The sequence below is a fragment of the Paracoccus sp. R12_2 genome (genome assembly GCF_017744015.1).
In the GTDB taxonomy this organism is placed as follows: domain Bacteria; phylum Pseudomonadota; class Alphaproteobacteria; order Rhodobacterales; family Rhodobacteraceae; genus Paracoccus.
Genome location: NZ_JAGHRA010000010.1, coordinates 35,804 through 51,214, shown reverse-complemented (window position 1 = coordinate 51,214; position 15,411 = coordinate 35,804). Strand labels below are relative to the sequence as shown.

The window sequence follows — 15,411 nt, the reverse complement described above, 5'->3', positions numbered from 1 at the left end:
AAGAAGGCGCGTATGACCCGCTGGAACCCGACCGACTATCATCCCGATGATTTCGCCAACCGCCGGCATATCGGCCCCTCGCCCGTCGAAATGGCCGAGATGCTGCGTGTCGTGGGCGCGGAAAGCCTTGATGCGCTGATCGACCAGACCGTGCCGCAGGCAATCCGTCAGGATGAGCCGCTAGGCTGGCCCGCGCTGTCAGAGGCCGCGCTGCTGGCCCGCATGCAGGACGTGGCGAAGAAGAACACCGTGATGACCAGCCTGATCGGACAAGGCTATCATGGCACCTTCACCCCGCCGGCGATCCAGCGCAACATTCTGGAAAACCCGGCCTGGTACACCGCCTATACCCCCTATCAGCCCGAGATCGCCCAGGGACGGCTTGAGGCGCTGCTGAATTTTCAGACCATGGTCGCCGATCTGACCGGGCTTCCCATCGCCAATGCCAGCCTGCTGGACGAGGCGACGGCGGCGGCCGAGGCGATGGCGATGGCGCGGCGGCAAGCCAAATCCAAGGCCGATGCGTTCTTCGTTGCCCATGACCTGCACCCCCAGACCATCGCCGTGATCGAGACGCGGGCCGCGCCGTTGGGCATCCGCATCATCAAGGGGTCCATCGACGATCTGAATGCCGCCGAGGTCTTCGGCGCGATCTTTCAGTATCCGGGCACCTATGGCCATGTCCGCGACCTGACGCCCGAGATCGAGGCGCTGCATGACGCAAAGGCGCTGGCCATCGTCGCGACCGACCTGCTGGCCTTGTGCCTGCTGAAGGAACCCGGTGCGATGGGCGCGGACATCGCCGTCGGGTCGGCACAGCGTTTCGGGGTGCCGATGGGCTATGGCGGGCCGCACGCCGCCTTCATGTCCTGCCGCGACGAACTGAAGCGTGCGATGCCCGGCCGGATCGTCGGGGTCAGCATCGATGCCAAGGGCAATCAGGCCTATCGCCTGTCCTTGCAGACGCGCGAGCAGCATATACGGCGCGAGAAAGCGACCTCGAATGTCTGCACCGCGCAGGCCCTGCTGGCCGTCATGGCCAGCTTCTACGCGGTGTTCCACGGCCCCGAGGGGTTGCGCGCCATCGCGCAGCGCGTCCATCTGGGCGCAGTGACGATTGCCGAGGCGCTGCGTCGCGCGGGGGCCGAGGTCGCCCCGCAGGCATTCTTCGACACGGTCACCGTGAAGGTCGGGGTCGGTCAGGCTGGAATCCTGGCCGCGGCCGAACAGCGCGGCATCAACCTGCGCCGCGTGGGTCGCGACCGCGTCGGGATCAGCGTCGACGAGACGACCGATGCCGATGTCATTCTGCGGCTGCTGGACGCGTTCGGCATCGAGGACGCGCCCGCCCCCGCGCAAGGCCCCGCGATCCCCGACGATCTGCTGCGCGACAGCGACTACCTGACCCATCCGGTCTTTCACATGAACCGCGCCGAGTCCGAGATGATGCGCTATATGCGGCGTCTGTCGGATCGCGATCTGGCGCTGGACCGGGCGATGATCCCGCTGGGGTCCTGCACGATGAAGCTTAATGCGGCCGCCGAGATGATGCCGATCACCTGGCCCGAATTCGGCGCGCTGCATCCCTTTGCGCCGCGCCACCAGGCGGCGGGATATGCCGAGGCGATCGCGGATCTGGACGCGAAGCTGTGCGAGATCACCGGCTATGATGCGTTTTCGATGCAACCGAACAGCGGCGCGCAGGGGGAATATGCCGGGCTGCTGACGATCCAGGCCTATCACCGGGCGCGCGGCGATGATCAGCGCGACATCTGCCTGATCCCGATGTCGGCGCATGGCACCAACCCGGCCAGCGCGCAGATGTGCGGCATGAAGGTCGTGGTGGTGAAATCCGCGCCGAACGGCGACATCGATCTGGAGGATTTCGCCGACAAGGCGGCGAAGGCGGGCGACCGTCTGGCCGCCGTGATGATCACCTATCCCAGCACCCATGGCGTCTTCGAGGATACGGTGCGCGATGTCTGCCGGATCACCCACGACCACGGCGGTCAGGTCTATATCGACGGGGCGAACCTGAACGCGCTGGTCGGGCTGGTGAAGCCGGGCGAGATCGGCGGCGATGTCAGCCACCTGAACCTGCACAAGACCTTTGCCATCCCGCATGGCGGCGGCGGCCCTGGCATGGGCCCGATCGGCGTCAAGGCGCATCTGGCCCCGCATCTGCCGGGCGATCCGCGGGATGACGACAGCGGCGCCGTGTCCGCGGCCCCCTATGGCAGCGCGTCGATCCTGCTGATTTCCTGGGCCTACTGCCTGATGATGGGCGGCGCCGGCCTGACCCAGGCGACGCGCGTGGCGATCCTGAATGCCAATTACATCGCCTCGCGGCTGGCGGGTGCCTATCCGATCCTGTTCATGGGCAATCGCGGGCGCGTCGCGCATGAATGCATCCTGGACACGCGGCCCTTCGCGGATCACGGGGTGACCGTGGACGACATCGCCAAGCGGCTGATCGACAACGGTTTCCACGCCCCCACGATGTCCTGGCCGGTCGCCGGAACGCTGATGGTGGAGCCTACGGAATCCGAGACCAAGGCCGAGATCGACCGCTTTGTCGCCGCGATGCTGGCGATCCGCGACGAGATCACCGAGGTCGCGGAAGGGCGGATCGCCGCCGAGGAAAGCCCGCTGCGCCGGGCGCCCCACACGGTCGAGGATCTGGTCGCGGACTGGGATCGCCCCTATTCGCGCGAGCAGGGCTGTTTCCCGGCGGGCGCGTTCAGGGTGGACAAGTACTGGCCTCCGGTCGGACGGGTGGACAACGTCTTCGGCGACCGCAACCTGATCTGCACCTGTCCGCCGCTGGACAGCTATGCCGAGGCTGCGGAATAATTCCGCAGGCCTCGCACGATCATCTTGAAAACCGCGCGCGCGGCTTCATATTCGAATCATGGAATAGGAGGCCGCGATGTCGCCCCGGAAGCTTGTCTGCCTGTCCTGCGCACAGGCCAATCGCGTGCCGTCGGAACGACTGGACGCAAACCCGAAATGCGGCACCTGCGGCGCGGCGCTGATGCCGGCAAAGCCGGTGGCCGTCGATGACGCGACGCTGCAGAAGGCGGCCAGGACCGATCAGGTTCCTCTACTGGTCGATTTCTGGGCGCCGTGGTGCGGTCCGTGCAGGATGATGGCACCCGAGTTCGAAAAGGCCGCAGCCCTGTTGAAGGGCCGGGCGCGGCTGGTCAAGATCGACACGCAAACCCATCCCGCAGCGTCGGCGCGCTGGAACATTCGCGGCATCCCGGCCTTTATCCTGTTTCGCGACGGGCGCGAGGTCAGCCGTCAGGCGGGCGCCCGCCCCGCGGCGGATCTTGTGCGGATGACCGACGCCGCGATGGCAGGTCGCTGACCCTCAGTCGAAAAGATCCAGCGTCGCGAACAGGTCGTCGCGCGCCAGCGTGAAATCGGTATCGTTGCCCTCGGCCACCAGCAGGCCGAACCGCTGGTCCAGCCGGTCGGTCATCTGCTTCAACGTGGCGGCGACGCGCTGCGGCGGCTGGATCGGCACGATCGCGGCGCCTTCGGGTGCAACGGTGATGCCGTGGACAAGATGGCTGCCCTCGACCCCGACGATGGCGCGGGCGGCACCGCAGGCACGGATCAGATCCTCTACCGTCACCTGCAGCGGGTCCATGACCAGAAACCCCCGGCTTTCGGCGAGGCTGTCGGCAAGCTGGCGTTCGTTTGCAAGCACGCGACGGTCGCCCGCCTCGCCCCGCAACAGGAAAACACCCGGCACCGGGACCGGCGGCGCCGCATCAAGAAGCCGACGGCGCAGCGCCTTGGCGCGCGCGGCCTTGCCGCCATTGTTCGGCAGATCATCGAACAGAACCAGTTCGCGGAAATGAACATCGCCCGGCAGGCGCTGCGGCGTCATGCCGATCAGCTGTTCATACGCGGCCTGATGACCGCCCGGCGCGGGTTCGGGCGCGGTTGTCAGGGCGGGGCCTTCGGCTGCGGCAAGGCCATGCGCCAGCGTGGCATCCATCAGCCAGCTTCCGAACCAGCGGTTCGTCGTCCAGGTCTCGTACAGCGCGCCGCTGGTTTCGCTGCGCGGGCGGCGCGCCAGCCCGAACCGGTTGCGGCGGGTCCGAAGATGATATTCGCCGCCGCCGTGATACAGCACGCCATCGATCAGATCGACGCCGCGCAGCCGCCAGGCACGGGTCGCGCGTTCCGACGCCGCCCCATCGCGGGTCAGGGCCTCGACGGTGTCGGCCATCGACGCGAACATGGTGCCGGCGATACGTTCGACCTGCCCGGGCAGCGCGTAGGCGGGCCGGAACTGGATGGTCTCGGCGGGTGAAATCTGCCAGCTTTCCTCGGCGTTCCGAAAGAAATCCCTTGGCGGAAGGCCGGCCAGCCGGCGCAGGCGCGAAGTCACGGGTCTGATCGAATGAAACATCTGAAATCAACCTTGTAGAGGTAACGAAAAACCGTCGAATGTCCCGAATGTCCGAACGCATGGCTTCCCTGACACTGGCCGAGTTTCGGAAAATCGACTAGGAATGCCGGGCCGACAGCCTTCGAACGGCCTATCAAGGAAACGCCCATGCTTGTGCAACTGGTCAGCATCGAAGTCTTGCCCGGCCACCGGGACGAGTTCATCGAGGCCTTCCGCATCAATTGGGAAGGCACGCGACAGGAACCCGGAAATCTGCGCTTTGACCTTCTGTGCGACCCCGAGGACCAGAACCGGTTCACGGTCTATGAGATCTTTACCGGGATCGAGGCGCTGAAGGCCCATGGTCAGACCCCGCATTACCGCGCCTGCATCGAAAAAATCACCCCCATCACGACCGGCCAGCGCAGCAAGCGCTATTTTCAGGACGTTCTGGTCGAGCCGCGTCCGCCAGAGGGGCGTTGATCACCCCGGCTGCGGTCAGGCGCGGCAGCCCACAATTCGATGATGCGAAAATTTCGGCCATTGTCGGCTTGTCCTGCTGATCCGCAAATCGACCACACAGGCCGGGTCGGAGTTTATCGGCATTTTCTTGCCGATAGCGCGCAGGACCGTCCTTGTCCAGAATGACGCACCGACCCGCGCCGGACGCGGCTAGAACAGGAAATCGTCGGCGGTCAGATCGTGCAGCCCCTGAAGCCGGATCGTTGCCTCGGCCCCGCGATCGGCGTCGGTGTCGATATAGACCAGCGTGACGTCGTTCGCGGTGCCCGGACGGTCGATGCTGTCATAGCGCACCTCGCCCTTCGCGCTGCCCGTGAAGTCGCCTTCGCCGCGCCACACAAACCCGTTGTTCCCGGCCAGCTGCGTGCTGGCGTCGATCCTTGACAGGTGCAGCACGTCCTGCCCCTCGTGGAAATCGACGACGATATCGCTTCCGCCATAGCTGTTGCCGATGTCGCGCGTGGACTGGAAGATGAAGACATCCGCACCGCCATCCCCCTTCAGGTGATCGCGCCCCGGCCCGCCATTCATCGAATCGTTCCCCTGACCGCCGAACAGCCGGTCCTGCCCTGCCTGCCCGGCCAGCGTGTCGTTGCCCGCGCCCCCCTTCAGCGTATCGTCGCCCGCATATCCATAGGCGCGGTCGGCGTTGATGCTGAGGCGGAACAGGTCGTCGCCCGAGAACGCATCGCGATACAGCCGTCGATCATCGGCGACCGAGGGGCTGGAAATGGCATCGGCCAGGTCACCGGCGTCGATCGACACGCCGCTCATGCGCCACAGTTCCCACCAGTCCGATCCCGTCCAGACACGTTCGGAATAGGTATCGACGACGCCCGAGGCCAGGTCACCCGACCCGGAAACCCGCAGGTCGTCGCCCATATAGCGGCTGCTGTACTGATAGCCCGGCAATTCCCACGCGTATTCATAGACATCGCGGTGGGATTGGCCGGCATATCTCAGATTGACGTTGTCATCGAAATCGTGACCGGTCGCACCATAATCCAGCCGATGCAGGTCGATGCTGAGAATGTTGAAGGAATGTTGCGATCTGATGACAGCCACGCGCTGGACCTCTTGCCCGTATCCGGCGTCACGACCGCGCCGGATTTCAGCGTCAGAGGTGCGCCGGAAGCGCGCCGGGCGTCAAGCGAGCCGGCGCGTCGTCGGAACAGTCCCGCCCATCCGGCGGCCCGCAACAGGCGAAAGCCGGCCCAAGCGTGAACCCACGGGGGTCAAAGCCCCTCGCCCTCGTCCATGTCCAGCATGATGTTCAGGTTCTGAACCGCCGCGCCGGACGCGCCCTTGCCCAGATTGTCCAGCACCGCGACCACCATGCAGCAGCCATTGTCATCATCGCCATGCACGCTGATCTGCATCACATTGCTGCCGTTCATCGCGGTGGGCACGATGCGCGCGCCGATTTCGGCCGCAGGCACGACGCGGACGAATTTCTGTCCGTCGTAATGATCCGACAGCGCCTCGAACAGCGCCTTGACGGTCCGTTCGTCGTCCAGATGCAGCGGCAGTTGCACCGCCATGCCCTGCGCGAAATTGCCGACCGAGGGGGCGAAGACCGGCTGCAGCATCAGGCCTGTATGGGCCATGATCTCGGGGATATGCTTGTGGCGCTGGTTCAGCCCATAGACGAAATGCGCAGGCGCCGCGCCATCCCCATATTCGGCGACCAAAGCCTTGCCGCCGCCGGTGAACCCGCTGACCGCGTTGATCGCCAGAGGCTCGTCCGCATCGATCAGCCCCGCCGCGATCAGCGGCGCGATGATCGCGATCGATCCGGTGGAATAGCAGCCGGGATTGCTGACAAGCTGCGCCTCGGCGATCTGGTCGCGAATCTCGTCCGACAGTTCGGGAAAGCCATAGACCCAGCGGTCATCGACCCGATGCGCGGTCGAGGCGTCGATCAGACGGACGTCCAGATCGCTGGTCAGTTCCACCGCCTCGCGGGCGGCGTCGTCAGGCAGGCACAGGATCGCGACATCCGCTTCCTGAAACGCTTCGCGGCGGGCATCGGCATCCTTGCGGCGTGCGGGGTCGATCTGGATCAGGCGAATGTCTTCACGCGCCTCCAGCCGCTCGCGGATCTGCAGACCCGTCGTGCCGGCTTCGCCGTCGATGAAGATGCTGTATTCCATGATAGACCCTCCGGGTGAACGCGCCGTTTATAGGCGAAACCCGGGGGCATCACAATTGCGTCGGGGGCTTCAGATCGAACACATCTCGGACCGGGTCAGAAAGCGTTTCTCACGCCCGTTATCCAGGCTGAACATGCCGCCCCGGCCCGGCACCACGTCGATGACCAGATCGGTATGCTTCCATGTCTCATACTGGCTGGCCGAGATGTAGAACGGCGCACCGCCGATCTCGCCCAGCTTCACATCGCGGTCGCTGACCTTGAAATCGCTTTGCGGATAACACATCGGGCTGGACCCGTCGCAGCAGCCGCCGGACTGGTGGAACAGGACCGGCCCGTGATCGGCGGTGATTTCCTCAAGCAGTTGCAGCGCCTCTGGTGTGGCCGTCACGGTGCTCATGTCTTCAACCTCCTTTTCGGGGTGGACCTGCCGGATTGTGAACCATCCTGCAGGGCATTTCCAGCCTGGGCCTTGCAATGGCGTTGGTCAGCCGGCGGGGCCTGTATCACCCTGGCATGATGTGGCGGTGCCTGAGGCATCGGGACTGTCCGGCAGGGAGGGGCGTTAGGTCCCGACGCCACAGGCGCCCGCAGATCGCGGGGAAGGACCGGCCCCGCAGGGGGCCGGTCCGTTCATCTTCTCAGAAGAAGCCCAGTTTCTTCGGGCTATAGCTGACCAGCATGTTCTTGGTCTGCTGATAGTGGTCCAGCATCATGCGGTGATTCTCGCGGCCGATGCCCGACTGCTTGTAGCCGCCGAAGGCCGCATGGGCCGGATAGGCGTGATAGCAGTTGGTCCAGACGCGCCCCGCCTTGATCGCACGGCCAAAGCGATAGCAGGTATTCGCGTCGCGCGACCAGACGCCGGCGCCAAGACCGTAAAGCGTATCATTGGCGATCGACAGGGCCTCGTCCTGATCCTTGAAGGTGGTCACCGAGACGACCGGGCCAAAGATTTCCTCCTGGAAGACCCGCATCTTGTTGTGGCCCTTCAGGACCGTCGGCTTGATATAATAGCCGCTGGACAATTCACCGCCCAGATCGGCCGCCTCGCCGCCGGTCAGAACCTCGGCGCCCTCTTTCCGACCGATGTCGAAATAGGACAGGATCTTTTCCTTCTGCTCGCTGGATGCCTGCGCGCCGATCATCGTCGCGCTGTCGCGCGGATCGCCCTGCACGATGTCCTTCACGCGCTGCAAGGCGCGATCCATGAACTTGTCATAGATCGATTCCGCGATCAGGGCGCGCGACGGGCAGGTGCAGACCTCGCCCTGGTTCAGCGCGAACATCACGAAGCCCTCGATGGCCTTGTCGAAGTAATCGTCATCCTCGCGGGCGACATCCTCGAAGAAGATGTTGGGGGATTTTCCGCCCAGTTCCAGCGTCACCGGGATCAGGTTTTCCGAGGCATACTGCATGATCAGCCGGCCGGTCGTCGTCTCGCCGGTAAAGGCGATCTTGGCGATGCGCGGGTTGCTGGCCAGGGGCTTGCCGGCTTCCAGGCCGAAGCCGTTGACGATGTTCAGGACGCCCGGCGGCAACAGGTCACCGATCAGGTCGGCGAACACCATGATCCCCGCGGGGGTCTGTTCGGCGGGCTTCAGAACCACGCAATTGCCGGCAGCCAGCGCAGGCGCCAGTTTCCACGTCGCCATCAGCAGCGGGAAGTTCCACGGAATGATCTGGCCCACGACGCCCAGAGGCTCGTGGAAGTGATAGGCGATGGTGTCGTGGTCGATTTCCGAGATCCCGCCTTCCTGCGCCCGCAGGACACCGGCGAAATAACGGAAGTGATCGACGGCCAGCGGCAGGTCGGCGGCCATCGTCTCGCGGATCGGCTTGCCGTTGTCCCAGGTCTCGGCGGTGGCCAGCAGTTCCAGGTTGGCTTCCATCCGGTCGGCGATCCGGTTCAGGACATTGGCGCGTTCCGCGGCGGAGGTCTGGCCCCACTTGTCCTTGGCGGCGTGCGCGGCGTCCAGCGCGGCCTCGATATCCTCGGCGCCGGAGCGAGCGATCTCGCCGATTTCGCCGCCGGTGATCGGGGTGGTATTCATGAAATACCTGCCCGACTTCGGTGCCATCCACTGGCCGTTGATGAAGTTGTCATACCGCTTGGCAAAGGGCATCACGCCCACGCCCTTGAACTCATGCGTCTGATCGTTCGGCATCGTATCCTCCTCTGATGATCCCGAAGTCTCCTTCTTCGGGTCTGGTCCCTAGCTTGGCGCTGTGAGGATTCGTTTCAACAACACCAAGGTCGCGGTCGCGGGCAATTGTCTCAACCGTGAGACAGTCGCGACTGTTTTTCGCTCAGTCCCAGCCGCGCCATGCGGCGATACAGCGTCGCCCGGCCGATCCCCAGCGCGCGCGCGGCGGCCGAGACGTTGCCGCCCGCCCGCGCCAAGGCCCGTGCGACAGCCGCGCGCTCGGCCCGGTCAAAGCCGCGCAGATCGTCATCGCGCCCCAGCAGGTCGGCCGCAGGGCGTGGACGAAACGCGCCTTCACGTTCCAGACCCAGCGCGCGGCGCGCCGCCCGTGTCGCGCCGATGGCCAGATCGTCCTTGTCCACCGCCAGCAGCATCGTGGCGTCCACGCTGTCATCGGCGGCCACCACGATCCGGGCCTGCGGGAACGATGCATGAAAGAACACGGCCTCGATGGCGCGGGCGGTCTGGGCGACCTGCGCGCCGATCAGGCGGTTGTAGCGTTCGGTCTGATCGGCGCGGGCAGAGCTGACATCCAGCGCGGCCAGCAGGCGTCCGTCAGGCCCCCAGATCGGCGCATCCATGCAGGACATGCCGATATTGTTGGTCCGGAAATGTTCGTCACGATGGATCGTCACCTGGCGACCCTCGACCAGGCAGGTTCCGATGCCGTTCGTGCCCTGTGCGGCTTCGGACCAGTCCATGCCCTGCCACAGGCCCCAGTCGCGAAACTGGGCGGCATCGGCGTCGCTGACCCGCTGATCCAGCACCACGCCGGTCGCGTCGGTCAGCAGGACGTTGCAGCCCGACAGGCCGACAATGGTGTAAAGCTGGTCAAGCTGTAGACCCGCGACCTTCAGGAAATGTTCCATGGCCTGGCGGCGGACGGACAATTCGGCAAGGCTCAGCCGTTCTGGGCGACGCCCGTCGCCCGGATCCAGCCCGTATTTCAGCATCGACCTGCGCCAGGATGCAGCAAGCGCCGACGTCGCGGATTTCGACTGCGACTGCTCGGCCACCCGATCCGCGTGGCTGCGTTGCGTCATGATTCCTCCCCCGGTGGGGAGAGTATATCAGAAACGCCGGGTCGCGATTTACGACTTTCGTCGCGCCCCGGCGCGTTCTCGCCTTACCTGACGGGGCCTTCGGGCTTGATCAGCCCATTGTCGATGCGACCATCGGATGCGTCCCCCGCCTCCGACGGCATCGCGCTGGCGCCGTGTTCGCCGCCCACGCTGCCCGAAGGCCGGTTCGTGCGGGGCTGATAGGGGGGCAGGTCCACCCCGTCGCGATAGAGAAGCGAGTTTCCCTTGTGGAACAGATGCAGCGCCTCGGGGTCGGCCGTCAGCCGGATGGTGCGGCCGTTCAGGCCGGGATGGATGCCCGGCAGCTTGGCCGTCACCGGCACGATATCCTCGGCCGTGCCGAAATACAGCAGCGTCACCTCGCCCAAGGCCTCGGTCAGGTCGACCTTGCCTTCGAAGACCGGGGTTCCGTCGGTCTCGCGCATGTCCTCGGGGCGAACGCCCAGATTGACGGACATGCCCTCGTCGCCGGGGCGCGTCGGAATGGCCACCTGCGCCTCCAGCCCGCCATCCAGCGCGACCGTGGTCATCTGGCCCACTGTCTTGACCTTGCCCGGCAGCAGGTTCATCGCCGGGCTGCCGATGAACTGCGCCACGAATTCGTTGACCGGGCGTTCATACAATTCCAGCGGCGCGCCTACCTGCGCGATGCCGCCGCCGGCCAGCACCACGATGCGGTCGGCCAGGGTCATCGCCTCGGTCTGGTCATGGGTCACGTAGATCATCGTGCGGTCGGGCATCGAAGCCTTCAGCTGCGCAATCTCGATCCGGGTGGCGACGCGCAGGGCGGCGTCCAGGTTCGACAGCGGTTCGTCGAACAGATAGACCTGCGGATCGCGCACGATTGCGCGTCCGATGGCCACCCGCTGACGCTGGCCGCCCGACAGCGCCTTGGGCAGGCGGTCCAGATAGGGGGTCAGTTGCAGCATCTTGCCGGCCCGGTCGGTGGCCTGCTGGATCTGATCTTTCGACTGCCCGGCGATCTTCAGCGCGAAGGCCATGTTGTCGCGCACCGTCATGTGCGGGTAGAGGGCATAGGACTGGAACACCATCGCGATGCCGCGCTGGCTGGGCGGGATGTCGTTCATCACCTGCCCACCAATCTGCAACTCGCCCCCCGTGATCCGTTCAAGCCCCGCGATCATGCGCAGCAGCGTGGATTTGCCGCAACCCGACGGGCCCACGAACACGATGAATTCGCCCGATTTGATGTCGAGGTCGATATTCTTCAGTACCTGCACGTCGCCATACGACTTGGCGATGTCGGTCAGCTTCAGATCGGCCATTCGCGATCCCTCCCCCCGTTAACCCTCGATGATCTGGACCTGCCACGGTCCCAGTCCGCCAACCTCTTCCTCGGAAAGATTGGCTTTTATCCGCAATGTCTGTTCGCTGTCCGACCGCGTGAAGGACAGGACCGGACCGTCGGCACGGATATCCGTCATCGCGCCCAGGCGCAGCGCGCTGTGTTTCTTGCGCAGGCCGATTGCCCACCGATAATGGTGCAGCACCGACTGTGCGTCGGCCTCTTCGGCGACAACGGTGCGCTGAAGATGCGCATGCGGCACCGGCAGCCACGGCTGGCTGGTCGAGAATCCGCCATTAACGCCCATATCCCACACCATCGGCGTGCGGCATCCGTCGCGGCCCTTGAATTCGGGCCAGAATTCGATGCCATAGGGATCGCGCAGATCCTCGAAGTTCAGATCCGCTTCAGGCAGGCCAAGTTCCTCGCCCTGATACAGGCAGACGCTGCCGCGCAGGCACATCAGCACCGTGCAATAGGCCTTGGCCGCCTGATCGCTGAGATTCCAGCGGGTGATGTGGCGCATCACGTCATGGTTCGACATCGCCCAGCACGGCCAGCTGTTCGGTGCGACCGATTGCAACTGCTCGAAAACGGCCACGATCCGGTCCGCCGGCAGATTGTCGCCCGACAGGAAGTCGAAGACATAGGACATCTGCACCCGGCCCGGCACGCCGGTATATTCCTCAAGCAGTTCAAGCCCGCGTTCGCTGTCGCCGATCTCGCCCACCACCACGGCGCCGCGCGGCTTCAAGGTGGTCGCGAAGCGTTCCAGGAACGCCACATTCTCGGGCTGCGACTTGTCGAACTTGTGGCTTTGGTGGTTGTAGGGATTCACCGCGGGCGCCGTATCCGCCTTGCGCAGTTCGGGTGCCAGAGGCGGGTTGTCGCGCAATTCCTTGTCATGGAAATAGAAGTTGATCGTGTCCAGACGGAAGCCGTCCACGCCCTTGTCCAACCAGAAATTCGCCATTTCCAGCAGCGCGTCCTGAACCTGGGGATTGTGGAAATTCAGGTCCGGCTGCGAGGCCAGAAAGTTGTGCAGGTAATATTGTTCGCGCCGTGCATCCCATTGCCACGCGCTGCCGCCGAAGATCGACAACCAGTTGGTGGGGGCCGTGCCGTCCGGCTTGGGGTCGGACCACACGAACCATTCGGCCTTGGCGTTGTCGCGGCTGGACCGGCTTTCCTTGAACCAGGGATGCTGGTCCGATGTGTGCGACATGACCAGATCGATCATCACCTTCAGGCCCAGCTCGTGCGCCCGTTCGATCAGCCAGTCGAAATCGTCCATCGTGCCGAAGATCGGGTCGATGCCGCGATAATCGCTGACATCGTAACCGAAATCCTTCATCGGCGACGTAAAGAAGGGCGAGATCCAGACCGCGTCCACCCCCAGCGAGGCGACATAGGGCAGACGCTGCGCGATGCCGGCCAGATCGCCGATGCCGTCGCCCGTCGTGTCCTGAAAACTGCGCGGATACACCTGATAGATGATCCCGCCCTTCCACCAGTCTGCCGTCATTTCCGTCAAGTCAGCCACCTTTCACCGATCCGGCCAGCAGCCCGCGGACCAGATATTTCTGCATTGCGAAGAAAACGATCAGCGGCACCGCGATCGAGATGAACGCAGATGTCGCAAGGATTTCCCATTCGCCGCCCTTCGATCCCATCAGTTCGCGCAACACCCCGGTCATGACCAGCTGTTCGCGGGTGTTGCCCAGGAAAACAGTCGCCACCAGCAGGTCGTTCCAGACCCACAGGAACTGGAAGATCGCGAAACTGGCCAGCGCGGGGAACGACAGCGGCAGGATAATGCGGCGGAAGATCTGGAATTCGGTCGCGCCATCGACGCGGGCGCTTTCGATCACCTCGCGCGGCAGGCCGACCATGTAGTTTCGCAGCAGATAGACCGCCAATGGCAAACCAAAGCCGGTATGCGCCAGCCAGATCCCCAGATAGCCCTTGCCGATGCCCAGATCGTTGTGAAGCCGCAACAGCGGGATCAGCGACACCTGCAGCGGCACGACCAGCAGCCCGACGACCGCAGCAGTCAGGATCGCCCTGCCCGGAAATTCCATCCACGCCAGCGCATAGGCCGCGAAGGCCGCGATCAGGATCGGGATCACCGTCGCCGGGATCGTCACCGTCATGGTGTTCATGAAGGCCCGGCCAAGCCCCTCGGCCGTCAGAACGCGCTGATAATTCGCGGTGGTGAATTTCGGCGGCACCTCGGTGGTGGTGAAGATCCGTTCGCCTCGTCGCATCTCGAACGGTTCGGCCGAACTCAGGCGATAGCTGCCGTCCTCGTTCACGGTCAGATCCCAGCCGTCCTCGATCTGGGCCGTCTCGCCCGGCTGGAATTCTGCCGGCTGCCGGGCACCGGTGCCCCAGGCGATCAGGCTCTGCTCGCCCTCAAGCACATTGCCCTCGATGACATACATGCCATCGACCTGAGTCGCGTCGTCATCAGTGCCTGTGCGCACGAAGCCGGTCTGTTCGGACCCCGAAAATGACTGCCACCAGCCGGTTGACGCGATCTGGTCGCGATCGCGGAACGACGACACGAACAGGCCCAGTGTCGGGATCGTCCATGCCAGCACCAGCAGGAAGGCCGCAATGTTGACCGCCCATGTCAGCGAGGATTTCTGTCCTGCCATGCCCTCCATCAGCGGACCTCCTTGCGTGCGTTGCGGATGTTCCAGACCATGATCGGCGTGACCAGGATCATCAGGACGATAGCGATGGCCGACCCGCGCCCGTAGTCGGGGCTGCCGCGGAACATCCAGTCATACATCAGGTTCGCCAGCACCTGCGTGCCCCACTGGCCGTTGGTCATCACGAACACGATGTCGAAGACCTTCAGCACGACGATGGTGATGGTGGTCCAGACCACGGCGATGGTGCCCATGATCTGCGGCACCTTGATCTTCATGAAGACCTGCATCGGCGAGGCGCCGTCCAGGATCGCGGCCTCGATGGTTTCCTCGGGGATGCCGCGCAGGGCGGCGGACAGGATCACCATGGCGAACCCGGTCTGGATCCAGACCAGCACGATCATCAGGAAGAAGTTGTTCCACGGAAGCAGCGTCAGCCAGATCTGCGGATCGCCGCCCAGCTTGGTCACGATCCAGTTCAGCAGACCGATCTGGATCTCGTCGGGGGCGCGGTATTCATAGATGAATTTCCAGATCACGCCGGCGCCGACGAAACTGATCGCCATCGGCATGAAGATCAGCGACTTGCCGATATTGCCCCACTTGATCCGGTCGGTCAGCTGCGCTGCAATCAGCCCGAAAAATGTGGACAGGGCCGGCACGACCAGCAGCCACAGCATGTTGTTTCGCATGGACTCGCGAAACTTGCCGTCGCCAAGAAGCCAGCTGTAGTTGGACCCGCCGACAAAGCGGCTTCCATCGGCATTGTGCAGCGATCGCCACAGGCTGTCGATCACCGGATAGACCAGATACAGGCCCAGAAACAGCAGCGCCGGCCCCAGAAACAGCCATGGCCGCACCTGGTTCGCCCTGCGGATATTGTCGCCTGCATTCTCGCCGCGCGGCGGGTAGATCGCGTCCAGGACCATGTTCGATCCCCAGAACCACGCCACGCAGCCGAATACGCCAATCACGATCGTGCTGATCGCCAGCCAGAACAGTTCCATCCCTCAATCCCCCCGGATTTTCTTGTGGTCCGGCGCGGTGGCCGCGCCAGAGCCTTGTCATGCGACCGAGGTC

Annotated in this window: 13 protein-coding genes; 3 read left to right on the top strand and 10 right to left on the bottom strand. The window is 64.4% G+C overall.

The features are described from left to right. Positions 1-12: 12 nt before the first annotated feature. Both gcvP and trxC read left to right on the top strand, forming a co-directional pair. Positions 13-2,853: an aminomethyl-transferring glycine dehydrogenase gene (gene gcvP, locus J7359_RS12815; RefSeq protein WP_209057128.1), complete on the top strand. Its 2,841-nt coding sequence runs from the start codon at positions 13-15 to the stop codon at positions 2,851-2,853. 76 nt (positions 2,854-2,929) lie between these two features. Continuing rightward, positions 2,930-3,370 (top strand): thioredoxin TrxC, encoded by a 441-nt coding sequence (gene trxC / locus J7359_RS12810; protein ID WP_209057127.1) that lies wholly within the window; start codon positions 2,930-2,932, stop codon positions 3,368-3,370. A 3-nt stretch (positions 3,371-3,373) separates the two neighbouring features. Here the strand turns inward: trxC and J7359_RS12805 are convergent, their stop codons facing one another. Next, a complete protein-coding gene (locus J7359_RS12805; protein ID WP_209057126.1) occupies positions 3,374-4,426 on the bottom strand; it encodes a glycosyltransferase family 61 protein in 1,053 nt (350 codons plus the stop codon). A 147-nt stretch (positions 4,427-4,573) separates the two neighbouring features. On the opposite strand from J7359_RS12805, the gene J7359_RS12800 reads away from it, so the two are divergent. Further along, positions 4,574-4,888 carry an antibiotic biosynthesis monooxygenase gene (locus J7359_RS12800; protein ID WP_209057125.1) on the top strand — a complete coding sequence of 105 codons (315 nt, stop codon included), beginning with the start codon at positions 4,574-4,576 and terminating at the stop codon, positions 4,886-4,888. Between the two features lie 189 nt (positions 4,889-5,077). Here J7359_RS12800 and J7359_RS12795 read toward each other — a convergent pair whose 3' ends face one another. The 9 genes from J7359_RS12795 to J7359_RS12755 form a co-directional block, all read right to left on the bottom strand. Further along, positions 5,078-5,992: a M10 family metallopeptidase C-terminal domain-containing protein gene (locus J7359_RS12795; RefSeq protein WP_209057124.1), complete on the bottom strand. Its 915-nt coding sequence runs from the start codon at positions 5,990-5,992 to the stop codon at positions 5,078-5,080. Between the two features lie 170 nt (positions 5,993-6,162). After that, complete coding sequence (gene argC, locus J7359_RS12790) at positions 6,163-7,080, bottom strand: N-acetyl-gamma-glutamyl-phosphate reductase (RefSeq protein WP_209057123.1); 918 nt, start codon at positions 7,078-7,080, stop codon at positions 6,163-6,165. A 69-nt stretch (positions 7,081-7,149) separates the two neighbouring features. Continuing rightward, positions 7,150-7,479 carry a DUF779 domain-containing protein gene (locus tag J7359_RS12785; protein ID WP_209057121.1) on the bottom strand — a complete coding sequence of 110 codons (330 nt, stop codon included), beginning with the start codon at positions 7,477-7,479 and terminating at the stop codon, positions 7,150-7,152. A gap of 241 nt (positions 7,480-7,720) precedes the next feature. Further along, a complete protein-coding gene (adh, locus tag J7359_RS12780) occupies positions 7,721-9,247 on the bottom strand; it encodes an aldehyde dehydrogenase (protein ID WP_209057119.1) in 1,527 nt (508 codons plus the stop codon). A 110-nt stretch (positions 9,248-9,357) separates the two neighbouring features. Next, positions 9,358-10,329 carry a GAF domain-containing protein gene (locus J7359_RS12775; RefSeq protein ID WP_209057117.1) on the bottom strand — a complete coding sequence of 324 codons (972 nt, stop codon included), beginning with the start codon at positions 10,327-10,329 and terminating at the stop codon, positions 9,358-9,360. Positions 10,330-10,412: 83 nt separating this feature from the next. Further along, entirely contained in the window at positions 10,413-11,654 is a 1,242-nt protein-coding gene (ugpC, locus tag J7359_RS12770; RefSeq protein ID WP_209057115.1) for a sn-glycerol-3-phosphate ABC transporter ATP-binding protein UgpC, read from the bottom strand. 18 nt (positions 11,655-11,672) lie between these two features. Beyond that, positions 11,673-13,199, bottom strand: a complete 1,527-nt coding sequence (locus J7359_RS12765) for an alpha-amylase family glycosyl hydrolase (protein WP_209057254.1) — start codon at positions 13,197-13,199, stop codon at positions 11,673-11,675. Positions 13,200-13,209: 10 nt separating this feature from the next. Beyond that, positions 13,210-14,343 (bottom strand): carbohydrate ABC transporter permease, encoded by a 1,134-nt coding sequence (locus J7359_RS12760; protein ID WP_209057113.1) that lies wholly within the window; start codon positions 14,341-14,343, stop codon positions 13,210-13,212. After that, positions 14,343-15,338 (bottom strand): sugar ABC transporter permease, encoded by a 996-nt coding sequence (locus J7359_RS12755; RefSeq protein WP_209057111.1) that lies wholly within the window; start codon positions 15,336-15,338, stop codon positions 14,343-14,345. The genes J7359_RS12760 and J7359_RS12755 overlap by 1 nt, the downstream gene beginning before the upstream one ends. Positions 15,339-15,411 lie beyond the last annotated feature (73 nt).